The organism is Streptomyces sp. NPDC042346, from assembly GCF_055581845.1.
In genome coordinates, this window is record NZ_JBVJEH010000007.1 from 47,884 (window position 1) to 74,335 (window position 26,452).

Annotated in this window: 24 protein-coding genes; 20 read left to right on the forward strand and 4 right to left on the reverse strand. The window is 71.6% G+C overall.

Annotation, left to right across the window (positions count from 1 at the left end; all coding sequences use genetic code 11):
• Position 1: 1 nt before the first annotated feature.
• Positions 2–1,183, reverse strand: a complete 1,182-nt coding sequence (locus ACZ6K0_RS26405) for an agmatine deiminase family protein (RefSeq protein ID WP_469232601.1) — start codon at positions 1,181–1,183, stop codon at positions 2–4.
• A 179-nt stretch (positions 1,184–1,362) separates the two neighbouring features.
• Positions 1,363–1,980, reverse strand: coding sequence for a TetR/AcrR family transcriptional regulator (locus ACZ6K0_RS26410; RefSeq protein ID WP_469232599.1), 618 nt, complete (start codon positions 1,978–1,980; stop codon positions 1,363–1,365).
• Between the two features lie 123 nt (positions 1,981–2,103).
• On the opposite strand from ACZ6K0_RS26410, the gene ACZ6K0_RS26415 reads away from it, so the two are divergent.
• From ACZ6K0_RS26415 to ACZ6K0_RS26425, 3 genes are all read left to right on the forward strand, one after another.
• Positions 2,104–3,750 carry a serine/threonine-protein kinase gene (locus ACZ6K0_RS26415; RefSeq protein ID WP_469232597.1) on the forward strand — a complete coding sequence of 549 codons (1,647 nt, stop codon included), beginning with the start codon at positions 2,104–2,106 and terminating at the stop codon, positions 3,748–3,750.
• A 227-nt stretch (positions 3,751–3,977) separates the two neighbouring features.
• A complete protein-coding gene (locus ACZ6K0_RS26420) occupies positions 3,978–5,138 on the forward strand; it encodes an agmatine deiminase family protein (RefSeq protein WP_469232595.1) in 1,161 nt (386 codons plus the stop codon).
• Between the two features lie 96 nt (positions 5,139–5,234).
• Complete coding sequence (locus ACZ6K0_RS26425; RefSeq protein WP_376397105.1) at positions 5,235–5,813, forward strand: TetR/AcrR family transcriptional regulator; 579 nt, start codon at positions 5,235–5,237, stop codon at positions 5,811–5,813.
• On the opposite strand, the gene ACZ6K0_RS26430 is transcribed toward ACZ6K0_RS26425, so the two are convergent.
• Entirely contained in the window at positions 5,810–7,105 is a 1,296-nt protein-coding gene (locus ACZ6K0_RS26430; RefSeq protein ID WP_469232594.1) for a sensor histidine kinase, read from the reverse strand. The genes ACZ6K0_RS26425 and ACZ6K0_RS26430 overlap by 4 nt on opposite strands.
• Entirely contained in the window at positions 7,102–7,758 is a 657-nt protein-coding gene (locus ACZ6K0_RS26435; RefSeq protein WP_376397304.1) for a response regulator transcription factor, read from the reverse strand. The genes ACZ6K0_RS26430 and ACZ6K0_RS26435 overlap by 4 nt, the downstream gene beginning before the upstream one ends.
• A gap of 171 nt (positions 7,759–7,929) precedes the next feature.
• Here ACZ6K0_RS26435 and ACZ6K0_RS26440 point away from each other — a divergent pair, with 171 nt between their 5' ends.
• The 17 genes from ACZ6K0_RS26440 (at position 7,930) to ACZ6K0_RS26520 (ending at position 26,324) form a co-directional block, all read left to right on the forward strand.
• Complete coding sequence (locus tag ACZ6K0_RS26440; protein ID WP_469232592.1) at positions 7,930–8,460, forward strand: hypothetical protein; 531 nt, start codon at positions 7,930–7,932, stop codon at positions 8,458–8,460.
• Positions 8,461–8,462: 2 nt separating this feature from the next.
• Positions 8,463–9,683, forward strand: coding sequence for a peptidoglycan-binding protein (locus tag ACZ6K0_RS26445; RefSeq protein ID WP_469232590.1), 1,221 nt, complete (start codon positions 8,463–8,465; stop codon positions 9,681–9,683).
• The gene (locus ACZ6K0_RS26450; protein WP_469232588.1) at positions 9,680–10,408 is read left to right on the forward strand and encodes an ABC transporter ATP-binding protein; all 729 of its coding nucleotides are present in this window, start codon (positions 9,680–9,682) and stop codon (positions 10,406–10,408) included. Before ACZ6K0_RS26445 ends, ACZ6K0_RS26450 begins: the two co-directional genes overlap by 4 nt.
• Positions 10,405–11,598, forward strand: a complete 1,194-nt coding sequence (locus tag ACZ6K0_RS26455; protein ID WP_376397090.1) for an ABC transporter permease — start codon at positions 10,405–10,407, stop codon at positions 11,596–11,598. The genes ACZ6K0_RS26450 and ACZ6K0_RS26455 overlap by 4 nt, the downstream gene beginning before the upstream one ends.
• Positions 11,599–11,830: 232 nt before the next feature.
• Positions 11,831–12,526 carry an urease subunit gamma gene (gene ureA / locus ACZ6K0_RS26460; RefSeq protein WP_376397087.1) on the forward strand — a complete coding sequence of 232 codons (696 nt, stop codon included), beginning with the start codon at positions 11,831–11,833 and terminating at the stop codon, positions 12,524–12,526.
• The gene (locus ACZ6K0_RS26465) at positions 12,523–14,274 is read left to right on the forward strand and encodes an urease subunit alpha (RefSeq protein WP_469232586.1); all 1,752 of its coding nucleotides are present in this window, start codon (positions 12,523–12,525) and stop codon (positions 14,272–14,274) included. Before ureA ends, ACZ6K0_RS26465 begins: the two co-directional genes overlap by 4 nt.
• A 164-nt stretch (positions 14,275–14,438) precedes the next feature.
• Complete coding sequence (locus ACZ6K0_RS26470; RefSeq protein ID WP_376397082.1) at positions 14,439–15,452, forward strand: agmatine deiminase family protein; 1,014 nt, start codon at positions 14,439–14,441, stop codon at positions 15,450–15,452.
• Between the two features lie 79 nt (positions 15,453–15,531).
• Positions 15,532–17,208, forward strand: coding sequence for an ABC transporter substrate-binding protein (locus ACZ6K0_RS26475; RefSeq protein ID WP_469232584.1), 1,677 nt, complete (start codon positions 15,532–15,534; stop codon positions 17,206–17,208).
• Entirely contained in the window at positions 17,205–18,164 is a 960-nt protein-coding gene (locus ACZ6K0_RS26480; protein ID WP_469232582.1) for an ABC transporter permease, read from the forward strand. The genes ACZ6K0_RS26475 and ACZ6K0_RS26480 overlap by 4 nt, the downstream gene beginning before the upstream one ends.
• Positions 18,161–19,015 carry an ABC transporter permease gene (locus ACZ6K0_RS26485; protein WP_469232580.1) on the forward strand — a complete coding sequence of 285 codons (855 nt, stop codon included), beginning with the start codon at positions 18,161–18,163 and terminating at the stop codon, positions 19,013–19,015. Before ACZ6K0_RS26480 ends, ACZ6K0_RS26485 begins: the two co-directional genes overlap by 4 nt.
• Positions 19,012–20,034 (forward strand): ABC transporter ATP-binding protein, encoded by a 1,023-nt coding sequence (locus ACZ6K0_RS26490; protein ID WP_469232578.1) that lies wholly within the window; start codon positions 19,012–19,014, stop codon positions 20,032–20,034. The genes ACZ6K0_RS26485 and ACZ6K0_RS26490 overlap by 4 nt, the downstream gene beginning before the upstream one ends.
• Positions 20,027–20,824 (forward strand): ABC transporter ATP-binding protein, encoded by a 798-nt coding sequence (locus ACZ6K0_RS26495; protein WP_376397069.1) that lies wholly within the window; start codon positions 20,027–20,029, stop codon positions 20,822–20,824. The genes ACZ6K0_RS26490 and ACZ6K0_RS26495 overlap by 8 nt, the downstream gene beginning before the upstream one ends.
• Positions 20,825–21,005: 181 nt before the next feature.
• Positions 21,006–22,145 carry an agmatine deiminase family protein gene (locus ACZ6K0_RS26500; RefSeq protein ID WP_376397066.1) on the forward strand — a complete coding sequence of 380 codons (1,140 nt, stop codon included), beginning with the start codon at positions 21,006–21,008 and terminating at the stop codon, positions 22,143–22,145.
• Positions 22,146–22,339: 194 nt separating this feature from the next.
• Complete coding sequence (locus tag ACZ6K0_RS26505; protein WP_469232576.1) at positions 22,340–23,791, forward strand: purine-cytosine permease family protein; 1,452 nt, start codon at positions 22,340–22,342, stop codon at positions 23,789–23,791.
• Positions 23,792–23,837: 46 nt separating this feature from the next.
• Positions 23,838–25,007: an agmatine deiminase family protein gene (locus ACZ6K0_RS26510; RefSeq protein ID WP_469232574.1), complete on the forward strand. Its 1,170-nt coding sequence runs from the start codon at positions 23,838–23,840 to the stop codon at positions 25,005–25,007.
• A gap of 91 nt (positions 25,008–25,098) precedes the next feature.
• The gene (locus ACZ6K0_RS26515; RefSeq protein ID WP_376397057.1) at positions 25,099–25,944 is read left to right on the forward strand and encodes a HipA family kinase; all 846 of its coding nucleotides are present in this window, start codon (positions 25,099–25,101) and stop codon (positions 25,942–25,944) included.
• Positions 25,941–26,324 (forward strand): DUF3037 domain-containing protein, encoded by a 384-nt coding sequence (locus ACZ6K0_RS26520; protein WP_056642038.1) that lies wholly within the window; start codon positions 25,941–25,943, stop codon positions 26,322–26,324. Before ACZ6K0_RS26515 ends, ACZ6K0_RS26520 begins: the two co-directional genes overlap by 4 nt.
• The last annotated feature ends 128 nt before the right edge of the window (positions 26,325–26,452 follow it).

Sequence of the window (26,452 nt, forward strand, 5' to 3'; positions counted from 1 at the left end):
ATCAGTCGACCGGCTTGCCGGGCTGTTCGTGGGTGGCGCAGTGGATCCCGCCGCCTCCGGTGGCGATGGTGTCGATGTTCAGCTGCACGATGTCCCGCTTGGGGAACTGCTCCCGCAGGATTCCGCGCGCCCGGTCGTCGGCCTTCCTGTCGCCGAACTTGGGCATGTAGACGGCGTCGTTGCCGACGTAGAAGTTCGCGTACGTCGACAGGAAGTCGTCGCTGTAGCCGGTGATGAGGTCGGGGTCGGGCTGCGGGAGGTCGATGATCTCGAAGCCGCGGCCCTGGGCGTCGGTCGCCTCGCTCAGTACGGACATGGCCTGATCCGAGGAGCGCGACCAGGAGTCGGCGGGCGTCCCGGGGAACGCCCGGTCCAGGAGGACCACTCCGGGCGCCGTGAACCGTACGAGACTGTCGACGTGGGCGTCGGTGATGTCCTCGCCGCGCACGCCCTTCAGCCAGATGACCTTCTCCATGCCCAGGAGCTCCTTGAGCTCGGCCTCGATCTGGGCGCGCGACTTCCCGCGGTTGCGGTTGTCGTTGACGATCGAGCTCTCGGTGACGAGGAGGGTTCCCTCGCCGTCCGTCTCGAAGGAGCCGCCCTCCGCGACGAGGGGCGCCTGGACGCGGGGGATCCCGTACTTGCGCAGCAGGAGCCGGCCGACGAGGGCGTCGTTGTCGTGCGTCTGCTTGTTGCCCCAGCCGTTGAAGTTGAAGTCGACTCCGACGACCTCGCCCTCCTGCTCGACGAAGACGGGGACGGTGTCGCGGGCCCACAGGTCGTCGACGGGGAGGTCGATGACCTCGACCCCGGAGCCGCAGGCCTTCTGGGCGGCGGCCCGCTGGCTCGGCCGGGCCATCATCACGACGTACTCGTACTTCGCGATGGCCCGTGCGACCCGCGCGATGTCCTGCCGTACGTAGGGGAGGTCGTCCTCCCAGACGGACTCCAGGGCGGGCCACGACATGAACGTGCGGGCGTGGCTCTCCCACTCGGCGGGCATCCGCCGGTCCTCGTCCTTCGGCGCGGCCGACCCGGTGGCGGCGCCGGCCGACGGGCTGGCGCCGGCTGCCTGGCCGGGGTCACCGGCGTCGCCGGGGCCGCATGCGGAGGTGCCGAGGGCGAACGCGCCGACTCCGGCGAGAACGCGCAGAGCCGAGCGGCGGGAGGGGGGGACGGACATGGGGGTCTCCGATCGTGAGCTCGCGGGACCAGGGATCCGGCGGTGGGGGGTATCAGAGGGGGAGGGGAGTGGATCGAGGCCCGTGCCCGTGAACAGGGTGCACGCCTTGCCCCGTGAATCGCCGGTACCGCGAGGGCGGGCACGGCCTTCGTGTCGCCACTCTGACACTGACTGAAGATTCAGTCAATTTTCGCGAGCCGCTCCAGCTCCACGGCCACGGCTTCCTTCGTCAGTTCGCGGGCATGGGTCAGGGGCAGGGCGCCGCTCAGCCAGCGCGTGCTGAGCCCTTCCAGGAGGGCGGTGAGTCGCTCCGCGGAGGCCGTGAGGGCTGGGGCGGGTGCGGTCGGCCGGATGCCGCCGAGCAGGTCCGCGACGTCGTGGATCCAGGCCAGGGTGGCTCGGGCGAGGTCTCCCCGGAGCTCGGGTTCGAAGATCGCGCTGGCCCGCAGTTCGCCCCACGCCGTGCTGTTCTCGCGGACTTCGGGGAGATCCTGGAACTCCAGCAGCAAGGAGCGCTCCAGCTCCCGCACGGCGTCGTCCCCGTCTTCGCTCCCGTCCTCGCTCTCGTCCTCGCCCTCGCCCTCGCCCTGATCGGAGGTGTAGCGGTCGGCCCGGTCGCTGATGAACTCCAGGGTGTGGCGCAGGATGCCGGCCCGGTCCTTGAAGTGGTAGTAGATCAGCGCGGTGGACACCCCGGCCTCGGTCGCCAGCTCCTCCATGCGCAGCCCGCGCACCCCCCGCCGCGCTATGACGCGCGCGGCACCTTCCAGGATGGCCCTTCGGCGGTCCGTCGCCACGTGTTCCCCCTCGCGAGTGGTCTGAACCAACAGTGTCGCATATTGACTGAATCTTTAGTTAGAGGCACGATGCGCCAGTTGTGTCAGTCGTCAGTCGTTCCGTACCGTCGAAAGAGCCACCGCATGTCCGCTCAGCTTCCTGGTGCACGGCCCGCCCGTACGGCGCTGTCGGCCGACGACCCTCGCGAGATCGGCGGCTACCGCCTCCAGGCCCGGCTGGGCTCGGGCGGCATGGGTGTGGTGTACCTGGCCCACACGCCCGGCGGCCGGCCGATCGCACTGAAGGCGGTACGGGAGGAGTTCGCGGGAGACCCCGAGTTCCGGCAGCGCTTCGCCCAGGAGGTGGCCAGCGCCGAGCGCATCCACGGCCTGTTCACCGCGCAGGTGGTCGCCTCGGGAGTGGACGCCCCGACCCCGTGGCTCGCCACCGCCTACGTCCCCGGACCGTCCCTGCACCAGGTGGTCCAGCGGCACGGCCCGCTGCCGGTGCGTACGGTGCTGCTCCTCGTGGCCGGCATCGCCGAGGCCCTCCAGGTGATCCACCGGGCGGGCGTCGTGCACCGCGACCTGAAGCCCGCCAACGTGCTGATCGCGGAGGACGGGCCCCGCGTCATCGACTTCGGCATCGCGCGCGCGGCCGACGCCACCGCCCTGACCGGTACGGGCCTGAGCATCGGCACGGCGGCGTTCATGGCTCCCGAGCAGGCACTGGGCCGGCCGGTGTCCCCGGCCACCGACGTCTTCGCGCTCGGTGCGCTCATCGCGTACGTGGCGGGCGGCGAGGGTCCCTTCGGGGCGGGGCCGGAGTCGGCCGCGCTGTACCGGGTGGTCCACGAACAGCCCGACCTCGCTCGCGTACCGCACGAACTGCGGGACCTGGTGGCGTGGTGTCTGGCCAAGCGGCCGGAGGACCGCCCCGCGACCGTGGATCTGATCGCGGCCGTCCACGCCCATCCCCTGGTGGGTCCCCGCCCGGAGTTCGCCGAGGGCTGGCTGCCCCAGTCGGTCACCAGCGAGGTGGCGGGAGAGGCCGGGCACCCGATGCCCGCCGCCCCGATGTCGGCCGCCCCGACGCCGGCCACCCCCATGCCGGCCGCCCCGGCTTCCGCCGTGCCGTCGACGGACGGTCGGCCCGTACGTCCGGCACCGGTCCACGCGCAGCCCACCCTCGCGGCCCCGGCCACGCCTCCTCCGGCGCCCCGGCCCGAGACCGGCGTCGCGCCTCCCTCGCGGCGGGCGCCGAAGGGCGGGCGTCGAGGGGTGGTGACGGCTCTGGCGGCGCTCGCGGTCCTCGTACTGGTCGGCGGTGCCGTGTATCTGCTCGACTCCCCGTGGCGGGCGGAGGGTTCGGCCGAGGACTCCGCGCCCGCCTCCGTCGCACCGTCGCCCTCGGCCGCCTATGTGCCCGGCGACAAGACCGTCGAGCTGACCTCGCCCGATGCCACCTATGAGTTCGACCTGAAGGCCGGGAAGGTCGTTCCCGCGGACACCGCCACCTGGTATCTGGCGCGCGACGCTTCGGAGTTCGTCCTGCCCGAGGACAGTGACGCCTTCGTGTCCGCGGGGGACGAGCTCGGCCCCGCCGACTGCGTGCGGGGCATCGACACGGAGCCGGTCACCAGGATCGCCTTCGCCGATGTCGTCGACGAGCGCCCCTTCTGCGTCCGCAGCGCCGACGGTCAGGACATCGTCATCGTGCGGCTGATCGAGGCGCGGGCCGACGGCGGGCCGGTCACCGCGGCGTTCGAGCACTATCGCCGCGCCCGGTAGCCGAGGGCGTCCGGCATCGAGCGCGGGTCCGAGCGCTGGTCCGAGTGCTGGTCCGAGTGCCGGTCCGAGTGCCGGTCCGAGCGCCGTCAGTGCTGTGAGGGCGGTCGTCCCGAGGCCGTCGCCCCGCCGCCATGGTCCGTTCGAGATCATTGACTGAATTTTCAGTCTGGGTCACGATGCCCACCATGCGGGCAAGACCCGCCTCCCCTCCCTCAGGTAGGAGTCCCATGGACACGCCCACGACCTCCCGGCGCCGACTGCTCCAGCTCGGCGCGGCGGCCCTGCCGCTCGCGGCCCTCGGGTCGGCACTGCCCACGGTGGCCCGCGCCGCCACCAGCCCGTCGGGCGCCACGCTGCGCATGCCCGCGGAGCACGACCGCCACGTCCGCACCTTCATGGCCTGGCCCGCCCTGTCGTCCGTCTGGTCCACTCAGCTCGGTGGCGTCCGCAGGGACATCGCGAGGGTGGCCGACGCGATATCCCGCTTCGAACCGGTCGTGGTCCTCGCCCGTCCCGAGCAGGCGGCCGACGCCCGGTACGCCTGCGGAGCAGGCGCCTACTACGGCATCGAGGTCGTCGAGATCGCCAACGACGACCTGTGGATCCGGGACTTCGGCCCCACCTTCGTGGTCGCCCCCGGCGCCGTCGCCGGCGTGGACACCGACTTCAACGGCTGGGGCAAGACCGGCACGCCGTACGCGCAGCCCTACGCGAACGACGCGGCCGCGGCCGCGACCCTGCTCGGCCAGTACGGCATCCCTCGCGTCCGGGCCGGGTTCGTCGGGGAGGGCGGCTCGCTGGAGACCGACGGCCAGGGCACCCTGCTCGCCACGGTCAGCTCGCTCGTCAACGCCAACCGCAACCCGGGCATGACCCAGGACCAGGTCGAGCAGGCGATGAAGGCGGCGCTCGGCATCGACAAGGTGATCTGGGTGCCGGGACTCGCCGGCCAGGACATCACCGACTGCCACATCGACTGTCTGGCCCGTTTCGTCGCACCGGGGCAGGTCATCCTGGACCAGCCCGGCCCCGGCACCGACAGCAAGTGGGTCGCCGTCTACGACGAGACCAAGCAGGCGCTGCTGAGCGCGACCGACGCCCAGGGCCGCCGCCTGACCGTCACCGAACTCCCCGGCCCGGACCGCCGCGCCATCCGCGGCAGGGGCACCGGCTTCCTGTCCAGCTACACCAACTACTACACCGCCAACGGCGCCGTCCTCGTGCCCCGGTTCGGCGACGGATACGCCGACGGCGTGGCCGCCGGCATCCTGCGGACCGCGTACCCCGACCGGACCGTCGTCCAGCTGGACATCGACAGCATCGCGAGCGGCGGTGGCGGCATCCACTGCGCCACCCAGTCCCAGCCGGTCGTTCCCCCGGTTCTCTGACCGGGCGACACCGTCACGACGCGCGCGGGCCGGGCCACCACCCACCGGTCAGGGCTGTGATGCCACCGACGGAAGGCGCCCGGTAAGGTTCGGGCCATGGCGTCTCGCAGCACTCAGATCCTCGAAGCCGCCGCCCGGGTGATCGCCCGGCGCGGGGTACGCGGCCTGCGCGTGGAGGAGCTCGCCGCCGAGGCGGGCGTGTCCACCGCGCTGATCTACTACCACTTCAAGGACCGCGCCGGGATCCTGAGCAAGACGCTGGAGTTCATCAACGACCGCGCCGAGCGCTACACGACCGACCGCGATCCGGACGCCGAACCGCTCACCCCGCGCGAGGAACTCGACCAGACGCTCCTCCTCGAACTCCAGGACTCGACCGAGGTCAGGGAGAACAGCAGCGCCTGGGGTGAGTTGAGGGCGAGCGCCGTCTTCGACGATCTCCTGCGCGAGGACCTGGCGAGGGCCACCCTGGTGTGGGTCCAGGAGGTGGCGGCCCTGCTCGGCCAGGTCCGGCCGATGGCCCCCGCGGTCGCCCTCACGGCGTCCGCCGAGCGGCTCACCGCCCTCCTGGAGGGCCTGAGCATGCGCTGGCTCAGCGGCACGCTCCAGATCTCCCACGCCCGGACCCTGATGAGCGAAGCGGTCGACGCCGAGGTCGAACGGCTCGGCCGCTAGGGCCTGTCCGACCCTGACCCTGATCCCGACCCTGACCCGCCGGACAGGCCCTGGGCCCTGTCCCGGGCATCACCCGGAGCCCGGCACGGCAGGTCGACCCGCACCGCGAGTCCGCCGCCGGGCCGGGCCTTCGCGGTGACCTCGCCCTGGTGGGTGAGGGTGATCGCGCGCACCACGGCGAGCCCCAGTCCCAGGCCCTTGCCCCGGGGCTCCGCGCCGCGCCGGAACGGCTCGAAGAGCGTGGGGATCGTATCCGGGTCCAGTACGGGGCCGGTGTTGACGACCTCGATGAAGGCGACCTCGCCGTGGACGCCGGTCGTCACCGTCGCCGTACCGCCCGCGTGGTTGTGGCGTACGGCGTTGGCCAGCAGGTTCAGGGCGATGTGCCGGAGCAGGGACGGGTCGCCGGCGACCGGCGCGGGCGCGAGGTGCGCCGTGACGTGGACGTCCGCGGTCCGGGCTTCCCCGGCGAGATCCTCGGTGGCGCTCCCGGCGACGTCCGCCAGATCGACCGGATGCGGAGTCTGGGTCTCGCTCTCGCCGCGGGCCAGGGTCAGCAGGGCGTCGATCAGGCGCTCGGTGCGGGCGTTGGCGTCCAGCGCACGCCGGAGGGACGGTTCCAGGTCGGCGGGGACACGGCCCTGGGCCAGGGGGATCTCCAGCGCGGTGCGTTGCAGGGTGAGCGGTGTCCGCAGTTCGTGCGAGGCGTGGGCGGTGAAGTGCCGCTGGGCGGTGAAGCTGCGGTCGAGCCGGTCGAGCATGGCGTCGAAGGTGTCGCCGAGTTCGCGGACCTCGTCGTGCGGTCCGCCCAGGCCGAGCCGTTCGTCGAGGGTGCTGCCGGCGCCGATGCGGCGGGCGGTCGCCGTGACCTGGGTGAGGCGGTGCAGCGAGCGGCGTCCGGCCCACCACGCGAGCAGCGCGGCGAGGGCGGTGAAGAGGACGAGCAGGAGCAGGGAACGGACGAGCAGGTCGTCGAGGATCCTGTCCCGGAAGTCCTCGAAGGCCTGGGCGGGTGTGGTGGTCGCGGCCGGTGAGCTGCCCGGCGGCAGAGGGGTGGGACTCCGTCCCGGCTCGGGGGTTCCGGTGGCCTGGACGGCGGGCGTGACGGCCCCGGGGACGAGGACGGAGCGGTTGTCCTCGATGAGCTGACGGGAGCTCAGCCAGTTCAGCAGGAGCAGTCCGGCACCCAGGACGACGAAGACCGAGGTGGTCGTCAGGGTCAGCCGGCCGCGCAGGGGCAGTCGGTACGGTGAGGTGCGTCGAGCCGTACGACGTCGGTACGGGCGGCTCACAGCCGGTACCCGAAGCCCGGGTCGTGATGGATGGGCGCGGGGTCGCCCAGTTTGCGGCGCAGCGCGTGCACGGTGACCCGGACCGCGGTGGTGGCCGGGTCGAGCGCAGCGTCCCACAGCCGGTCCTTGAGTTCCTCCGTACTGACGGGAGCGCCGTCCGCCGCCAGCAGCAGCTCCAGTACGCCGAGCTCTCGGGGTGTCAGTCTCAGCGGGCGGCCGTCGCGCTCGGCGACCCTGCGGACGGTGTCCAGACTGATGCCGTGCCGGCTCAGTACCGTCGCGGTGCTGCCGGTGGGGGCGCGTCGGCCGAGGGCGCGGAGGCGCGCGACCAGCTCCAGGTAGGAGAACGGCTTCGCCATGTAGTCGTCGGCGCCCTGGCCGAGACCGTCGACCAGGTCGGACAGGGCGCCGGCGGCGGTCAGCATCAGAATCCTGGCCGGGTAGCCGGCCGTGTTCAGCGCCCTGCAGACGGCGTCCCCGCTCAGCGTGGGCAGGTCCCGGTCCAGGACGAGGACGTCGTACGAGGCGGCGGCCGTCATCTCGAGCGCGCGTGGCCCGTCGTGGGCGACCTCGCACACCATGCCTTCCTCCCGCAGGCCCTCGGCGAGCATCGTGGCCAGCTCCGCCTCGTCCTCGACGATGAGCACCCGCAATCCGACCCACTCCACTCGACCGTGCACCGCGCGGCCCTGTCCTCGGAACCGCCCGCCCAAGGATGCCCCCAGGCGCGTTAGCCGGCGGTTAGGCACACGCTCACCCGTGGCTCACCGGACGCTCCGTAGAACTGCTGGACGTCATCGTCGAGATCGAGCAGGGAGCAGAACATGCGCAGTCGAACCGTACGGGCCCTCGTGGCGGCAGCCGCCGTGACCGCGGCACTGGTGATGAGCGGTTGTTCCTCGGAGGACTCCGCTCCCAGGGTCGCCGGGGACGACGGGTCGGGCGCCGCAGCGCCGCAGGACGACAACGTGGTCCGCCGGGCCTGGGTGACCTGCATGCACGGGCAGGGACAGAACGGAGTGCAGCAGGACAAGGAGGGCAACATCTTCACCCCCGCCGGCCAGGTCGGAGCCGACTCCTCCTCCGTCGACGCGTACGAGGCGGCGGTCAAGGTCTGCGACGCGAAGAATCCCGGCATCCACCAGGCCAAGGCGAAGAACGACCAGAAGTTCGTCGAGCAGGCGCGCGCCTGGGTCGAGTGCGGACGGAAGCACGGCTACCCGGACCTTCCCGACCCCGACCCGAAGAGCGGCGTCCTCGTCATCCCCCGGCAGTCGTTCGACCCGGTCAAGTGGGACGCCGTCCAGCCCGCGTGCAGCAAGCTGCCCCTGCCCGGCTACCGGATCGGCGAGTGACCATGGCCCAGCCCACCCAGCCCACCCAGCCCACCCAGCCCACCCAACCCACCCAGCCCATCGAACCGATCGCTCCCATCGCTCCCATCGAGCCCGCGGATCCCTCCCCTCCTGCGAAGCGCGCGTCCGGCGGCACCCGGCGGAAGCGCCGCCGAGTCGTCGTCCCGCTCGTCCTCGTCGTCGCGATCGGAGGGGCTGCGGCGTTGGGCGCGACGCGCCCCTGGGAACCCCGGGGTTCCGTCGCCGAGAAGCCGGCCCTCGGCCACGGCAGTGCGGTGGTGGAGAAGGGGTCGCTGTCCAGCAGCATCCAGGTCGCCGGGGCGCTCGCGTACGACGCGCCGACCGCGGTGATGGCCTCCGGGCGCGGAACGGTCACCGCGCTGCCCCCGGTGGGATCCGAGGTGAAGGCGGGAGGGCGGCTCTACGAGGTCGACGGACGGCCCGTCGTCCTCATGACAGGGAACCGGCCGCTCTGGCGTGACCTGGGACAGGGTGTCGGCGCAGGCCCCGACGTCGAGCAGCTCAAGCGCAACCTGGTCGCGCTCGGCCACACGGAGGGCCTCGGCATCGCCGTCGACGAGAAGTTCACGCCGGGCACCGCCACCGCCGTCAAGCGCTGGCAGAAGGCCCTGGGCGTGAAGCAGACCGGAACGGTCCCGCTCGGCAGCGTCGTGATGCTGCCGCAGGCCGCCGTGCGGGTGCACAAGCTGAGCGCGCAGCTGGGGTCGCCCCTGGGCGCGACCTCGGTCCTGACGGTGAGCGGCACCGATCTCGTCGCCGTGGTGCAGCCGGCCGAGAACCAGCTGTCCCGGTTCACACCCGACGGCAAAGTGGTGGTGAAGCTCGCCGAAGGCGGCACCGTCCACGGACGCATCCGCTCGCTGATCCGCGGAGGCGACGGCGACGAGGGGGGCGGCGGGCAGGACGGTTCCGGCGGCGGTGGGCAGAAGACCACCGTCACCATCGTGCTGGACGACCAGCGGCGAGCCCGACAGTCCGGACCCTCCTCCGTGACGGTCGGCGTCGTCGGTGACACCGCCACCGACGCGCTCATCGTCCCCGTCACCGCGCTGCTCGCCCTGGACGGGGGCGGCTACGGGGTCAAGGTCCTCGACGGCACCACCACCCGGCTCGTCAAGGTGCAGCTGGGGCTGGTGGCCGACGCCAGGGCTCAGATCACCGGGGACGTGAAGAGCGGCGACCGGGTGGTGATCCCCACGTGACGCCGCCACAGGCCCAGGGGCGGGCACCGGTGCTGGAGCTGACCGGTGTCACCAAGGAGTACCCGGGATCGCCGCCGTTGCGCGTGCTGCACGGACTCGACCTCACCGTCGAAGCCGGCGAACTCCTCGCCGTGGTCGGCCCTTCGGGCTCGGGCAAGTCCACCCTGCTCGCCCTTCTCGGCTCGCTCGACCGGCCCACCTCCGGCCGGCTGCGCTTCGAAGGACGTGACCTGTCCGACCTCTCCGACCCCGAGCTGGCCGCCGTGCGCGCGCACCGGATCGGCTTCGTCTTCCAGCAGTTCTTCCTGCTCGCGGGACTCACCACGGTCGAGAACGTCGCCACGGGTCTCCTCTACAGCGGCGTCCCCGCCGCTCGCAGGCGTGAGGCGGCCGTCGAAGCCCTGCGCGAGGTCGGCCTCGGACACCGGCTCGGCCACCACCCCGACCAGCTCTCGGGAGGCGAGAAGCAGCGGGTCGCGATCGCCCGCGCCCTCGTCGGCCGCCCGGCACTGCTGCTCGCCGACGAGCCCACCGGGGCTCTGGACAGCACCTCCGGCAGATCCGTCGTCGACCTCTTGCGTGCCCTGAACGTCGGCGGCACCACCGTCGTCGTCATCACCCACGACCGTGACCTCGCCGCTTCCTTCCCCCGGCGCATCGGCATCCACGACGGCCGCATCGACTTCGACGAGCGCCGCCCGCACCCCGCAGGAGCCGCTCCATGACATCCCCCCAGCGGCGCACCCGGCTGCGCCCGACGGACCTGCTGCGCCTCGGCATGATCGGACCGCGCACGCGCAAGACGCGCTCCGCGCTCTCGGCCCTCGGCATCTCCCTGGGCATCGCCGCCGTCATCGCCGTGACGGGCATCTCCTCGTCGAACCAGGCGCACCTGCTGGCCCGCCTGGACGAGCTCGGCTCCAACCTGATCACGGTCGCCCCGGGGAAGGATCCCGAGCAGCGGCTCGTACCGCTGCCGCCCACGGCCGAGAAGATGCTCGCCGGCATAGCCCCGGTGCAGCAGGTCACCGCGACGGGGGCCACCAAGGCCGAGGTCTACCGCAACGACCTGGTGCCGAAGCAGCAGACCGGCAGCATCAGCGTGCTGGCCACGCGGCTGAACCTGCTCGACGTCCTGCACGCCACCATGCTGAGCGGGCAGTGGTTGGACCGGGCCGGCGAAAGACTCCCGGTGACGGTACTCGGCGACCAGGCCGCCCAGCGCCTCGGCGTGACCGCGCCGGGCGAGCGGGTCTGGCTGGGCGGACAGCCGTACGTCGTCCGGGGGATTCTGGCGCCGAACGACCTGGCACCCGAACTCGGTACGGCCGCCCTGGTCGGCTGGCCCCAGGCCACAGCCCATCTGGGCGCGGACGGCAGCGCCGCCACCGTCTACCTGCGGTCCCATCCCGAACGCGTCCCGGACGTGCAGGCCGTGGCCGGGGCCACCGCGAATCCGGCCAGCCCGAGCAACGTCGCCGTCAGCCGGCCCTCCGACCTCCTCACGGCACGGGGCGAGGCGAAGGGCGCGCTCACCGGCCTCGTCCTCTCCCTCGCCGCGGTCGCCCTGCTCGTCGGTGGTGTCGGCATCGCCAACACCATGGTGGTGGGCGTGATGGAACGCCGCGGTGAGATCGGGCTGCGCCGTGCGCTGGGTGCGAGGGGCGGACAGATCGCCGCGCAGTTCCTGCTGGAGGCGGTACTGATGGGCTTCATCGGCGGAATCGGCGGGCTGATCATGGGCAGCCTCGCCGTCTACGGCTACGCGCTCGCGCAGGGGTGGCCGGTCTCCATCCCTCTCTACACGTTCGCCGCCGGTCCCACGGTCTCCGTCCTCGTGGCCGCCGTCGCCGGCATCTACCCGGCCCTGCGCGCGGCCGGGGCATCTCCGACGGACGCCCTGCGCTCGGCTTGAGACGCCATGTATTCGGCTTGAGACGCCCTGCGCTCGGCTTGAGACGCCCTGCGCTCGGCTGGAGCCCTGCGCTGTGCCCGGGAGAGCTCTTGCTCCCGGGCACATAAGGGTCTTCGATCTTGACTGACATTTCAGTCAGTGTCACAGTGGGCCGCACACCCCGCGTCCCCGGCATTCCGGAGAAAGGAAGGGACCTCATGCGTGTGACCAGGCCCGTACGTCAGGGGGCGGCATGCCTCTGACACCCACCGAGCGGGACCGGCTGCTGCTCTTCACCGCCGCCCAGCTCGCGCGGACGCGCCTGGAGCGCGGGCTGCGGCTCAACGTGCCGGAAGCGACGGCGCTGATCGCCGACACGGTCTGCGAGGCCGCGCGGGACGGCCTCCGGCTGGCCGAGGCCCTCGACTGCGGTCGCGGTGTCCTCGGTCCGGACGACGTCCTCCCCGGCGTCACCGACATCGTGACGGAGATCCAGGTCGAGGCGGTGTTCGACGACGGCACCCGACTGGCCGTCATCAGCGCCCCCTTCGGCGACGTGGAGCACGGCGAGGGCGCACCCGGTGCGGTCCTGCCCCACACGGACGTCCTGCCGGAGCCGGAGCGTGTGACCTCCCTGTGGGTCCGCAACACGGCCGAGGTCCCGGTCAGCGTGACCTCGCACTTCCACTTCTTCGAGTCGAACCCCCGGCTCGACTTCGACCGCGCCGCCGCGTTCGGCATGCGGCTCGCGGCCCCGGCCGGGTCGTCCACCCGGTTCGATCCCGGTGCCGACGTCGAGGTCGGACTCGTCCCGATGGGCGGGGACCGGATCGTCATCGGTTTCGCGGGCCTGGTCGACGGGCCGCTGGACGCGCCCGGCGCGAAGACCGAGGCCCTGAAGCGCGCCGCCGCCTGCGGCTACCTGGGAGCGGAAGAGGCAGAGCGATGAGCAAGCCCAGCAGACACAGTGACCACTGCGCGCCGGGCAGCAGCCGGCACATCGACCCGCACGAGTACGCCACCGTGCACGGCCCCCGTGCGGGGGACCGGGTCCGGCTCGGCGACTCGGGACTCGTCGTACGGGTGGAGTCGGACGCGCAGGCGTACGGCGACGAGTTCCTGGCCGGTTTCGGCAAGACCGCCCGGGACGGCATGCATCTGAAGGCCGCGGCCGTCCGCGACACGTGTGACGTCGTGATCACCAACGTCCTGGTGATCGACGCCGTCCAGGGCGTGCGGAAGGTGTCCATCGGCATCCGCGAGGGCCGGATCCACGCGATCGGCCGGGCCGGCAACCCCGACACCCTCGACGGTGTCGACGTCGTCGTCGGCACCGGCACCACGATGATTCCGGGCGAGGGCCTGATCGCCACGGCCGGTGCGATCGACACCCACGTCCACTTGCTCTCGCCGCGGATCATGGAGGCGTCACTGGCCTCCGGCGTCACCACGATCATCGGCCAGGAGATCGGTCCGAGCTGGGGCGTCGGCGTGAACTCCCCCTGGGCGCTGAAGCTCGGGTTCGGCGCCTTCGACGCCTGGCCGGTCAACATCGGCTTCCTCGCCCGGGGGTCCGCCTCCGACGAGGCGCCCCTGGTCGAGGCGCTGGCGGAGGGAGGTGCCTGCGGCTTCAAGGTGCACGAGGACATGGGTGCCCACACCCGGGCCCTGGACACCGCGCTGCGGGTCGCCGAGGAGCACGACGTACAGGTCGCGCTGCACAGTGACGGCCTGAACGAGTGTCTGTCGGTGGAGGACACCCTGCGGGTCCTGGACGGCCGGACCATCCACGCCTTCCACATCGAGGGCTGCGGCGGCGGGCACGTACCCAACGTGCTGAAGATGGCGGGCGTGCCGAACGTCATCGGCTCCTCCACCAACCCCACCCTGCCCTTCGGCCGGGACGCCATCGCCGAGCACTACGGGATGATCGTCTCCGTCCACGCGCTCAAGACGGACCTTCCGGGCGACGCCGCGATGGCGCGCGACCGGATCCGGGCCGGGACGATGGGCGCGGAGGACGTCCTGCACGACCTCGGCGCGATCGGGATCACCTCATCCGACGCGCAGGGCATGGGCCGGGCGGGGGAGACCGTCCGGCGCACGTTCGCGATGGCCGGGAAGATGAAGGCAGAGCTGGGCCCGCTGGAGGGCGACGGCGCACACGACGACAACGCGCGCGTCCTCCGGTACATCGCCAAGCTCACCATCAACCCGGCGATCGCCCACGGCCTCGCCCACGAGGTCGGCTCGATCGAGATCGGCAAGCTGGCCGACATCGTGCTGTGGCGCCCGCCCTTCTTCGGGGCCAAGCCGCAGATGGTCCTCAAGTCCGGGTTCCCGGCCTACGGCGTCACGGGCGATCCGAACGCCGCCACCGACACCTGCGAGCCCCTGGTCCTGGGCCCGCTCTTCGGCGCACACGGGGCTGCGCCGGCCGATCTCTCCGTCGCCTTCGTCAGCCGCGCCGCCGCCGAGGCGGGCTCGTTCGGCTCGCCGTACGACACCCTGGGTACCCGCCGCCGCCGCGTCGCCGTACGGGGAACCCGTGGCATCGGCCCGGCCGACATGCTGCACAACGCCCGTCTCGGGCAGGTGGACGTCGATCCGCGCAGTGGCCTGGTGACCCTCGACGGCGCCCCGATGCGCTCCGAGCCGGCGCAGGAGGTCTCGTTGAGCAGGCTGTACTTCCTCTGATTCCGGCCTTGCTGGCTGAATCTCCAAAGCCGTGTCCCTTCTCTTGACTGAATTTTCAGTCGAAGGAAGGATGCTGTTCACACCGCGTACCTGTCCCGCGCTCCCGCCAGGCTGAGCCGGCCGCCGCCGACGGGTACTTCTGGCGAAACGAAGAGAGACCCGTGATGACTGCATTCCGTATGCCTGCCGAGTGGTCCGCGCACGAGGGGTGCCTGATGGCCTGGCCCGTCAGGGAGGACCTGTGGGGCAGCGTGCTGAACGACGTCAAGGAGGAGTACGCGAACGTCGCCCGCGCGATCGCCGCCTTCGAACCGGTGACCATGGTCGCGCCGCCCGGCCACGGCGAGGAGGCCCGGGCGGCGTGCGGCGGCGAGATCACCGTGGTGGAGCTGGCGCAGGACGACTCCTGGTTCCGCGACTCCGCCCCGATCTTCGTCCTCGACGCCGACGGCAACCGCGCCGGAGTGGACTTCCGCTTCAACGCCTGGGGCCGCAAGCACCACCCGTACGACTCCGACGACCGGGTCAGCGCCCTCCTCCTGGAGCACCTCGGCGTCGAGCGCATCGCCTCCGGCATGATCCTCGAAGGCGGAGCGATCACGGTCGACGGCGAAGGCACCCTGATCACCACCGAGCAGTGCCTGCTCCACCCCAACCGGAACCCCGGGATGAACCGGCATGAGATCGAGACGGAACTGACATCCCGGCTCGGCGTCGACAAGGTTGTGTGGCTTCCGTACGGCGGGCTGCTGGACACGGAGACCGACGGGCACGTCGACGGCGTCTGCGCCTTCGCGGCCCCCGGCAAGGTCGTCGTCTCCCTGCCCGACGACCCCGCCCACCCCGACTACGCCCGGATGCGCGCCAACCGCGCGGTGCTGGCGGCCACCACCGACGCCAAAGGCCGCCCGTTCGAGATCGTCGACATCCCGCAGACCGCGTTCGCCGACGTCGCCGGCGGTGAGGTCGAGGTGTCCTACCTGAACTACTACGTGGCCAACGGCGGCGTCGTCGTCCCGGTGGCCGGCGTGCCCCAGGACGACGAAGCGCTCGCGGTCATCGCCGCGGCGTACCCCGGCCGCAAGGTCGTCGGGGTGCGGGCGCCCGCGATCGCCTACGGCGGCGGCGGGGTCCACTGCATCACGCAGCAGATCCCCGCCGTACCCGCCACGGCCTGATCCGCGAACGGACCGCTCACGGAGGGCCGCTCCAGCGGCCCTCCCGCCCCCGCACCCCTCACGGAAAGAGAGCGCGACGATGACCACACCCCTGCCCCCCGGCAGCAGACGCCCCCGCGGCACGCACGGACGGATCGCGGTGACGACGGCCGCCCTGACCTCCCTCGCGGCCCTCGCGGCCTGCTCCGGCCCGCCGAAGGGCGCCGACGTCACCGGCGCCCAGGTCAAGATCTCCGCCTCGACGCCGCAGGCCCGCGGCGAGATCGACTCCTTCAGCTGGGCCGTCTACGCCGAGCCGCCCACCCTCGACTACACGCTCGCGTTCGACTACCCGCAGAACACGATCCTGTCCAACGTGTGCGAGAGCCTGATGCGCTGGACTCCGGAGCTGACCCTCCGGCCCGGCCTCGCGCGGAAGGCGTCGAACCCGGACCCCACCACCTGGGTCTACGACCTCCGCCCCGGCGTGCGCTTCCACGACGGCAAGGTGATGACCGCCGACGACGTGGTCTACAGCCTCGGCCGACAGCGGGACCCGAACAACGCCGCCGCCTGGGCGCAGAACTTCCAGAACGTCGCCTCCCTGCGGAAGACCGGCCCGCTCCAGGTCACCGTCAAGCTCAAGAAGCCCGACTCCCAGTTCCCCCAGTACATGGCGACCGCGGCGGGCGTCGTCGCCTCCAAGGCCGGCGTCGAGGCGGCGGGCAAGGACTACGGCACCACCGGCGACCTCGCCTGCACCGGCCCGTTCAAGCTGGGCACGTGGAGCAAGGGCCAGTCGATCGAGCTGGAGCGCTTCGACGGCTACTGGGGCACCAAGGCCAAGGCGAAGAAGGCCGTCTTCCGGGTCCTGACCGATCCCTCGGCCCGCACCAACGCCATGCTCAGCGGGGATGTAGACGGCGGCTACCTGATCCCCACCGAGAGCTACGGCCGCCTGCGCGACAGCGGCCTCGGCACCCTGTACTTCGGCGAGGGCCTGAGCACGGTCAACGTCAACATCACGAACATAAAGGGCCCGCTCGGCGACATCCGGGTCCGCAAGGCGCTGTCCCTGGCGCTGGACCGGACCGGGTTCGTGAAGGCCGGACTCGGCGGTGCGGGCACCGTCACCACCTCGCTCACCACCCGTGCCGCCTGGGCCGGAGCCTCGGAGCAGACCCTGCAGGCCGCCTTCGGCGCACTGCCGCCCGCCGCCCAGGACATCGAGAAGGCCAAGGCACTGATCAAGGAGGCCGGCGCCACCGGCACGTCCCTGACCGTCGCCACCAGCTCCATCGGCCAGGACGTCTCCCTCCTCGCCACCGCCGTCCAGGCCGCGGGCAGCCAGATCGGGCTGAAGATCAACCTCAAGACGATCGCCCCCAACGCGTTCACGGCGCTCTTCACCGACCCCGAGGCGCGCGAGGGCATCGACATGTTCCCGCTCACCTACTACGACTCGATCACCGACCCGCTGGACCTGCTGACGAACTTCAAGACCGGCGCGTACATGAACTTCGCCGGCTACAGCGACAAGGGCTACGACTCCCTCGTCGACCGGGCCACCGCCGTCTACCAGCCCGACCAGCGGCTGAAGATCGAGGCCGAGCTGCAGAAGCACGCCGCCGAACAGCTCCTGTGGATCCCGGTCGCCGAGTGGCCCACCGCCGTCTTCCTCAACAAGCGGATCACCGGCGCCCCCACCACCATCGCGTACATGTACTACCCCTGGGCCGCGGACGTCGGGGCAGCGGACGCGGGGGCCGCGAAGTGAACTTCGTCAGATTCGCCGCACGCCGGGTGGCGGAGATGGCCGCCACCCTGCTCGCCGCGTCGTTCGTCGTCTTCGGCGCCATGTACCTGGCACCGGGCAACCCGGCCAGCTTCCTGCTCTCCGGACGCTCCGCCTCGCCGGAGGCCCTCGCCGCGATCAACGCCCAGTACCACCTGGACGACCCCTTCTTCGTCCGGTACCTCAGCTGGCTCGGCGACATCGTCCAAGGGGACTTCGGGCGCTCCATCACCTACCGCACCGACGTCTCCCGCCTCCTGGCCGACCGCCTCCCCACCACGCTGCTCCTCGTCGTCATGGCACTGGCCGTGGTCACGGTGATCGGCCTGGTCCTGGGCCGGGTCGCCGCCGTACGCGGCGGACGCACCGACTCCGCCATCCTCGTCGGGACCACGTTCGCCGTCGGCACCCCGTCGTTCGTCGCGGCCGTCCTGCTCCAGGGACTCTTCGCCGTCAACCTCGGCTGGTTCCCCAGCAGCGGCTCCGGCGAAGGCTTCCTCGACAAGATCTGGCACCTCACCCTCCCCGCGATCGCCCTCGCGCTCTATCTGATCGGCATGCTCGCCCGGGTCACCCGGTCCGCCATGGCCGAAGCCCTCGACAGCGAGCACGTCACGGTCGCCCGCAGCCGTGGCGTCCCCGAACGCCAGGTCATCCGCCGCCATGTCTTCCGCAACTCGCTGGGCACCGTCCTCACCACCGGCGGCCTGATCGTCTCCACCCTGCTGGTCTGCACGATCCTCGTCGAGACCGCCTTCAGCATCGGCGGCGTCGGCCAGCTCCTGGAGCTGTCCACCACGACCAAGGACTTCCCGACCGTCCAGGCGATCTCCTTGATCATCGTCGCTCTCTTCATGGCCGTGAACCTCATCGTCGACCTGCTGCTGCCGCTGGTCGACCCGCGGATCACCCTCGGATCGAGGAGTTCCTCCGTATGACCGCCGTCCTGACCCGCAGGCCCGGCCTCGCGAAGGTCCGCACCGCCCGGTCCCCGCTCTACCTGGTCTGCCTCGGCTTCGTCGCCCTCGTCACCGCCGCCGCGCTCCTCGCGCCCTGGCTCGTGCCGTACGACCCCAACGCCATCGACCTCGGCAACGCGCTGGCCGCCCCCTCCCCGGAACACCTGCTCGGCGTCGACGCCGCCGGGCGCGACACCCTCTCCCGGCTGATCCTCGGCGCCCGCACCTCGCTCCTGGGACCCCTCGGCGTCGTGGTCTTCTCCACCGTCGCCGGCGTCGCGGTCGGCATGGCCGCCGCCTGGCGGGGCGGCTGGCTCGACTCCGTCCTGTCACGCAGCACCGAACTGGTCTTCGCGTTCCCCGGCATGCTCCTGGCGATCCTGATCATCTCGATCTACGGCGAAGGCCTGCTCGCCCCCGTCATCGCGCTCTCCATCGCCTACCTGCCGTACGTCAGCCGGCTCACCCGCTCCCTCGTCCTGGCCGAACGCGCACGCCCCTACGTCAGCGCCTACCAGGTCCAAGGGCACTCGGCCCTCCAGATCTGCCTGCGCCACGTCCTGCCCAACATCGCCCCCGTCGTCCTCGCCCAGTCCACCATCAACTTCGGCTACGCACTGATGGACCTCGCCGGCCTGTCGTTCCTCGGCCTCGGCGTCCCCGCGCTCACCCCCGACTGGGGCCGCATGGTCTTCGACGGGCAGACCGCCGTCCAGCACGGCTACCCGCTGTCCGCGATCCTGCCCTGCGCGTTCATCGTGCTCACCGTCGTCGCCTTCAACGTGGTCGGAGAGCGCTGGGCCGACCGCGTCGCCAGGAGAGACCGATGACCCCCATGAGTTCCCCGAGTTCCCCGAGTTCCCCGAGTTCCCCGCACACGCTCGACGTCCGAGGGCTGCGCATCACCCTGCCCGGCACGGCCCGCCCCGTCCTCGACGGCGTCGACCTCCACGTCGCCGCCGGAGAGACCGTCGCCCTCGTCGGCGAGTCGGGGTCGGGCAAGACCCTCACCTCGCGCAGCGCGCTCAACCTGCTGCCGCCCGGCGCCGTCGTCGAGGGCTCCGTCCGCGTACGCGACGAGGACGTGCTCACCATGGACGCCGACCGGCTGCGCGCCCTGCGCACCGGCACGGTGGCCATGATCTTCCAGGACCCCCGCGCCGCCCTCAACCCCCTGCGCCGCATCGGCGACTTCCTCACCGAGAGCGTGACGCTGACCGGCAGCATGAGCCGGGCGGACGCCACGGCCCGGGCCGCCGAACTCCTCCGGGCGGTCGGTCTGGACGACTCCGCCCTGCGCAAGTACCCCGGCCAGGTCTCCGGCGGCATGCTGCAACGCGTCATGATCGCGGCCGCCCTGATGGGGGACCCCGCCCTCCTCCTCGCCGACGAGCCCACCACCGCGCTCGACGTCACCACCCAGGCCGAGGTCATCGCCCTCCTGGCCGAACTCCGCCGACGCTTCGGCACCGGTCTGCTCTTCGTCACCCACGACCTCGACCTCGCCGCCGCCATCAGCGACCGCGTGTACGTCATGTACGCCGGCAGGATCGCGGAGAGCGGCCCCGCGGAAGCCCTCTTCGCGCGGCCCCGGCACCCGTACACCTCGGCGCTGCTCGCGTCCACGCCCCGCCTCGACGCCCCCCGGGGAAGGCTCGACGCCATCGACGGCCAGCCCCCCGACCTCCGGCAGGAGCTGCCCGGCTGCCCGTTCGCCGCCCGCTGCCACCTGGCCACCGAGATCTGCGAGCAGCAGGCTCCCGAGCCGCGGCCCGCACCGGGCCTGCCGCACCACCAGGCCGCCTGTCACCACAGCGACCGTCTCGAAGGGAGCCCCGTCGATGCCTGAGTACGTCCTGGAGGCCGCCGGCCTCCACCGCGCCTACGGGAGCGTCCGCGCCGTCGACGACGTGTCCTTCACCCTTCCCGAGGGCGGGTCACTGGGCATCGTCGGCGAGTCGGGCTCCGGCAAGACGACCACCGCCCGGATCGTCGTCGGTCTGGAACGCGCCGACGCCGGCGAGGTCCGTGTACGGGGTCGGGCCCGCGGCGCGCGCAGCGGCGGCCGGTCCGCCCGGCTGGCCCGGGCCCGCGAGGTCCAGATGGTCTTCCAGGACCCCTACCTCTCCCTCGACCCCCGGACCAGCGTCGAACAGGTCCTGCGCGAGACCCTGCGCCTGCACTTCCCCGGCACCGACCACGACCGGCGCGTCCGGGAACTCCTCGACCAGGTCGGCCTGGGCACCCGCGCCGCCGACGCGCGGCCGCGGCAGCTCTCCGGCGGGCAGCGCCAGCGCGTCGCCATCGCCCGCGCCCTCGCCGTCGAACCGGCCGTCCTCGTCCTCGACGAGGCCGTCGCCGCCCTCGACGTGTCCGTCCAGGCGCAGATCCTCAACCTGCTCGCCGACATCCGCGAACAGACCGCGATCGGCTACCTGTTCATCACCCACGACCTCGGCGTGGTCCGCTGCGTCACCGACGAGGTCCTCGTCATGCGCCGGGGCCGCGTCGTCGAGGCGGGACCCACGGCCGAGGTGCTCGCCGCGCCCCAACACCCGTACACCCGACTGCTGTTGGAATCCGTACCCCGCCCCGGCTGGGACCCGGAGGCGATCGCCGCGGCCCGCCGGGCGCTCTGACCGCACCACAGCACCACAGCCCGCAGCAGCACAGCACCACCGCATTGCTGAACCACCGCATCACCACGCCACCGCATCACCGCACCTCGCCCGGTCACGAGGGACCGAGCGGTGTCCGGCATGCCCACCCTCCTTCGCGAACCCCCACACCGCACAGGCACGTTGACACTGGAGGTCAACCATGAACGATCACGCTGTCGCCCGACACGCGGGCCGTGGTCTCACCAGGCGTCGTTTCCTCGCGGCGGCCGGACTGACCGCCGCGGGCGCCGCCCTCGCCACGACCCTCCCCGAACGGGCCGACGCGGCCGGTGGCGCCTTCCGCGTCCCCGTCGAGGACGTCCGCCACACCCGTACGTGGATGGCCTGGCCGGACAGCACCGCGATCTGGCCGGGCAAACTGAGCGGCGTCCAGGCGGACATCGCCCTGATCGCCCGGACGATCGCGACGTACGAACCCGTCGTCATGTGCGCCAACCCCGGCAGCGCCGCCAAGGCCCGCCAGATGTGCGGATCCACGGTCACCGTCATCAGCACCGTCCCGGTCGACGACTGCTGGATGCGCGACTCGGGCCCCGTCTTCCGGACCGACGGCCGGGGCGGCCTCGACGCCGTCGGCCTCAACTTCAACGGCTGGGGCGACAAGCAGACCCACGCCAAGGACGCCCTCGTCGCCGAGCGCGTCGCCGCCTACGCCGGCGTCCCGTTCACCTACGCCGACCTGGTCGGCGAGGGCGGCGCGATCGAGCAGGACGGCGCGGGCACCCTCATGGCCACCCGCAGCAGCCTGGTGAACCGCAACCGCAACCCCGGGATGTCGGAGCGCCAGGTGGAGGCGGCGATGTGCGACGCGTACGGCGCCTCCAAGGTGATCTGGTTCGACGGCGTCCGCGGCCAGGACATCACCGACGACCACGTCGACGCCACGTCCCGCTTCCTCGCCCCGGGGGAGGCGCTCGTCCAGATGCCCGTCGCCGCGGACACCGACGCCTACGCCCGCGACGCGCGTCAGCAGTACGGCATCCTGTCCGCCTCGACGACCGCCACCGGCCGCGCCATGGACACGATGCGGCTCCAGGGCCCGGACTACACCAAGATCCGCTCCACCAACCGGGACTTCCTCGCCTCCTACGCCAACTTCTACCTCTGCAACGACGCCGTCATCAGCGCCCAGTTCGGCGACCGGCGGGCGGACGAGGCGGCGAAGGCGACCCTGGCCCGGCTCTACCCGGACCGCGTCGTCGAGCAGCTGAACATCGACCGCCTGGGCACGGGCGGCGGCGGCATCCACTGCGTCACCCAGCAGCAGCCCGTCCGGTAACCGAGGTCCCACGAGAAGCAACTGGCACCGGCGTCATCGCGGCCGGGACCCCTGCTGAAATTTCCGTCAGTCCAGCCTGTCAGAAGCATTGACTGAAATTTAGGTCAGTCCCTACTGTGAGCGCACCCGATCGGCCCCCGGAAGCTCGGGGCCGCCGCGCGGATTCATGGAAGCACCCCTGAACAGGAGCCCACATGGGGCCAGTTGCCTCGCAGCCGCACGACTCCGCACCCCTTGCGGGCATCGAACAGCACTCGATCGACTGGGTGCCCCTCTCCGAACGGCACGGCACGCCCTCGAACGTCGGCGCCATCTGGTTCGTCGGCAGCCTCAACCTCACCGGTCTGGCGACCGGTGTGGTGACGCTGTCGATGGGGGCCTCGCTCGTCTGGACGGTGGTCGCCACCGTCCTCGGATCGCTCTTCGGGACGTTCTTCATGGCGTTCCACTCGGCCCAGGGGCCCCGGCTGGGCCTTCCCCAACTGGTCCAGTCGAGAGCGCAGTTCGGATACCTCGGCGCCGCGCTCACCGTGTGGGTGTTCGCCCTCGTCAACTACATCGCCTTCAACACCTCCGACGCCCTGCTGTCCGGTCAGGCCATGAACCTGCTCACCGGGATCCCCAACGGGCTCGGCTATGTGCTGGCCGCCGCGGTGGCGACCGTCATCGCCCTGTTCGGATACGAGTGGATCCACCGGCTGAACAAGTGGCTCACCTGGCCGTTCGTCGTGGTCACCGCAGCCGTCACCGTGTCCGCCCTCTTCGGCGGGGGGCTGCCCGACGGCGTCTGGGACGCCGGCCCGTTCGACCTCGCGCCGTTCATGCTCGTGTTCGTCTTCGTCGCCGGCTTCCAGCTGGGCTGGGCGCCGTACGTCTCGGACTACTCGCGCTACCTCAGACCCGACGTCCCCGTGCGCAGCACCTTCTGGTGGACCTACCTGCCCAGCGCGGTCTCCGGGATCTGGGTGTTCCTCCTCGGCGCCGTGGTCTCGGCCGGAGCTCCCGAGGGCACCGACCCGGTCACCGCCCTGAAACTCTCCGCCGATCGGCTGTTCGGCGGGTTCGGCACGGTCGCGGTCGTCGTCCTCCTGGTCGGGCTGCTCTCCATCATGGCGATCAACCAGTACGGCGGCAGCCTCACCATGATCTCGATCATGGACTCGTTCCGGCCGGTCAAGCCGACGCGGACCATAAGGGTCGCGACGATCGGGATCATGCTCGTGGCCGTCGGGACGGTCTCCACCGCCGTCGGCATCGACCAGTTCAACTGGTTCTTCGCGAACGTGGTCGTCGTCCTGACGTACCTGTTCATCCCGTGGACGGCCGTCAACCTGGTCGACTTCTTCTTCGTCCGGCGCGGCCAGTACGTCGTCAAGGAGATCTTCGACCCGCACGGCATCTACGGCCGGTGGGGCTGGCGGGGAAACCTCGCCTACGGCATCGGTCTCGCGTGCATGGCGCCGTTCATGGTCATCACCGGCCTCTACGTCGGTCCCGTCGCGAAGCTCCTCGGCGGCGTGGACTGTTCGATCTTCGTCGGCCTGCCCGTGGCCGGCGCCCTCTACTGGGCCTTCGCCCGGAGCCTCGATCTGGCCACCGAGCGCCGGCTGGTCCGGGAGGAGGGGCTCCTGGCGCCACTCCACTGAACGTCCCGCCCCGCACGTACAGAACCTCCGCGAGAAGGAGCACCACGTGAAGACAGAGCACGACGGCGGCACCCCGGGCATCAACCGCAGAACTCTCCTGACCCGCACCGGAGCGGTCGCGGCCGGTCTGGCGGTGGGACCGGTACTCGGCGGCATCCAGCCGGCCCAGGCCGCGTCCTGGCGCGTTCCCGGGGAAGAGGCCCCGCACAAGCGGACCTGGATGGCCTGGCCGTCCAGCTACACGATCTGGGGCAACCTGCTGTCCAAGATCCAGGCCGACATCGCCAAGCTCGCCAAGGAGATCGCCAAGTACGAGCCGGTGATCATGTGCGCGGACGGTTCGTCGGCCGCCTCGCAGGCCAGGACGGCCTGCGGATCCACCGTCACGGTGATCAGCTCGATACCGGTCTCCGACTGCTGGATGCGGGACACCGGCCCGCTGTTCCGGGTGGACGGGGCCGGCGGTCTCGACGCCTTCGGCCTGAACTTCAACGCCTGGGGCGAGAACGCCACGACCTTCTACGGCCTCCCCGCCTCCGCCTACGCCAAGGACCGCGTGCTCGCCGGGAAGGTGGCCGCCTACAACGCCGTCCCGTTCGCCAAGGCGTCCGTGGTCGGGGAGGGCGGCGGCATCGAGTACGACGGCGACGGCACCCTCATGGCGACCGAGAGCTGCTGGCTGAACAGCAACCGCAACCCCGGCAAGTCGCGCAGCCAGGTCGAGGCGGAGCTGCTGTCCCGCTTCGGCGCCACGAAGATGATCTGGCTGCCCGGCGTCACCGGGCAGGACGTCACCGACGGCCACATCGACGGCACCGCCCGGTACATCAAGCCCGGCGTGGTGATGGTCCAGCTGGCCGGCGCCGTACGCCCCGACGTCTGGACGGCCAACGCCCAGGCCATGCACAACGTCCTGGTCAACGCGACCGACGCCAAGGGCCGCCGCCTCCAGGTCCTCACCATCGAGGGCCCCGACACCCTGCCCCGCATCTCGGCGGGCAAGCGACAGGACTTCCTCAGCTCGTACATGAACTGGACCGTGACCAACAGCGCGGTGATCACCACCCAGTTCGGCGACACCGCCAAGGACGCGGCGGCCAAGACGGCGATCGCGGCCGCCTACGGCCGGCCCGTCGTCCAGCTCAACCTCGACAACCTCTACGGCAACGGCGGCGGTGGCGCGCACTGCGTCACGATGCAGGAGCCCACCCGCTGAACGAACCGAACAAGCTGAACAACCGGCCCGGGCCTCGCAGCGACGCCCGGGCCGGCGCTCTGCCAGGTGGAGGACTGGATAGCCTGGGCGAATGCTTACAGAAGTGACAGCGACCCGCTACGTCACGCCCCTGCGTGAGGGCGGCTCGCTCCCCGGGATCGTCGAGGCCGACGACCTCGGCACGTACGTCATGAAGTTCACGGGCGCGGGACAGGGTCGCAAGACCCTCGTCGCCGAGGTCGTCTGCGGGGAGCTCGCCCGCCGGCTCGGGCTGCGCGTCCCGGAGCTCGTCACCATCCAGCTCGACCCGGTCATCGGGCTCTCCGAGCCCGACCAGGAGGTCCAGGAGCTGCTCAAGGCGAGCGGCGGGCTCAACCTGGGCATGGACTTCCTGCCCGGCTCGCTGGGCTTCGACCCGCTGGCGTACGAGGTCGACCCCAAGGAGGCCGGCAAGGTCGTCTGGTTCGACGCAGTGATCAACAACGTCGACCGGTCCTGGCGGAACCCGAACATGCTGGTCTGGCACGGCGACCTGTGGCTCATCGACCACGGCGCCACCATGATCTGGCACCACAACTGGCCGGGCGCGCAGGCCTCCGCCGCCAAGCCGTACGACGCCTCCGACCACGCCCTCGCGCCCTTCGCGCCGGACGTCGCCGCCGCGGCCGCCGAACTCGCGCCGCTCGTCACCCGCGAGCTGCTCGACGAGGTCGCCGCCGACGTGCCCGACGAGTGGCTCGTCGACGAACCCGGCTTCTCCACCACCGACGAGGTGCGCGCCGCCTACGTCGAGGCGCTCCTGCCCCGCGCCGCCACCATCCACGAGCGGATCACGCTCGGCCCCCGCACCGAGAACCGGCCCCAGCAACCCCCCGGCTGGCTGGCCGAGCGCCTCGCGCCCCGGGCGCACTCCACCGAGAAGGACAGCACCACGTGACCGACCGCGATGTCTTCGAGTACGCGCTGCTGCGCGTCGTGCCGCGGGTCGAACGCGGCGAGTGCTTCAACGCGGGCGTGGTCGTCTACTGCCGCGCCAAGTCCTACGTGGCCGCCCGCACCCATCTGGACGAGGCCAAGCTGGCCGTCCTCGACCCGGCGGCGGACGTCACGGGCGTCCGGGCCGCGCTGCGCGCCGTCGAGGGCGTCTGCCTCGGCGGCGACGACGCCGGGCAGGCCGCCCGCGACGACGCGGGCCGGCGCTTCCGCTGGCTGATCGCCCCGCGCTCCACGGTCGTGCAGCCGGGCCCCGTCCACACGGGACTCACCGCCGACCCCGAGGCCGAGGTGGAACGCCTCCTGGATCTGCTGGTCCGCTGAGCCCACCGATGTCTCCCTCCCGCCACGGGGAGTGACCAGGTGCACCCGGTGGGCCGTTGACACCGGGTGCCATCGCTTCTAGCGTCTCGTTCTGCGGACGATACTAAGCGGTCGCTCATGTGCGGGAC

Coding starts and splice junctions, on each gene's coding strand:
- ACZ6K0_RS26405 (WP_469232601.1), bottom strand. CDS start 1,183: ATGTCCGTCCCCCCCTCCCGCCGCTCGGCTCTGCGCGTTCTCGCCGGA.
- ACZ6K0_RS26415 (WP_469232597.1), top strand. CDS start 2,104: ATGTCCGCTCAGCTTCCTGGTGCACGGCCCGCCCGTACGGCGCTGTCG.
- ACZ6K0_RS26420 (WP_469232595.1), top strand. CDS start 3,978: ATGGACACGCCCACGACCTCCCGGCGCCGACTGCTCCAGCTCGGCGCG.
- ACZ6K0_RS26425 (WP_376397105.1), top strand. CDS start 5,235: ATGGCGTCTCGCAGCACTCAGATCCTCGAAGCCGCCGCCCGGGTGATC.
- ACZ6K0_RS26440 (WP_469232592.1), top strand. CDS start 7,930: ATGCGCAGTCGAACCGTACGGGCCCTCGTGGCGGCAGCCGCCGTGACC.
- ACZ6K0_RS26445 (WP_469232590.1), top strand. CDS start 8,463: ATGGCCCAGCCCACCCAGCCCACCCAGCCCACCCAGCCCACCCAACCC.
- ACZ6K0_RS26455 (WP_376397090.1), top strand. CDS start 10,405: ATGACATCCCCCCAGCGGCGCACCCGGCTGCGCCCGACGGACCTGCTG.
- ureA (WP_376397087.1), top strand. CDS start 11,831: ATGCCTCTGACACCCACCGAGCGGGACCGGCTGCTGCTCTTCACCGCC.
- ACZ6K0_RS26465 (WP_469232586.1), top strand. CDS start 12,523: ATGAGCAAGCCCAGCAGACACAGTGACCACTGCGCGCCGGGCAGCAGC.
- ACZ6K0_RS26470 (WP_376397082.1), top strand. CDS start 14,439: ATGACTGCATTCCGTATGCCTGCCGAGTGGTCCGCGCACGAGGGGTGC.
- ACZ6K0_RS26475 (WP_469232584.1), top strand. CDS start 15,532: ATGACCACACCCCTGCCCCCCGGCAGCAGACGCCCCCGCGGCACGCAC.
- ACZ6K0_RS26485 (WP_469232580.1), top strand. CDS start 18,161: ATGACCGCCGTCCTGACCCGCAGGCCCGGCCTCGCGAAGGTCCGCACC.
- ACZ6K0_RS26490 (WP_469232578.1), top strand. CDS start 19,012: ATGACCCCCATGAGTTCCCCGAGTTCCCCGAGTTCCCCGAGTTCCCCG.
- ACZ6K0_RS26495 (WP_376397069.1), top strand. CDS start 20,027: ATGCCTGAGTACGTCCTGGAGGCCGCCGGCCTCCACCGCGCCTACGGG.
- ACZ6K0_RS26500 (WP_376397066.1), top strand. CDS start 21,006: ATGAACGATCACGCTGTCGCCCGACACGCGGGCCGTGGTCTCACCAGG.
- ACZ6K0_RS26505 (WP_469232576.1), top strand. CDS start 22,340: ATGGGGCCAGTTGCCTCGCAGCCGCACGACTCCGCACCCCTTGCGGGC.
- ACZ6K0_RS26515 (WP_376397057.1), top strand. CDS start 25,099: ATGCTTACAGAAGTGACAGCGACCCGCTACGTCACGCCCCTGCGTGAG.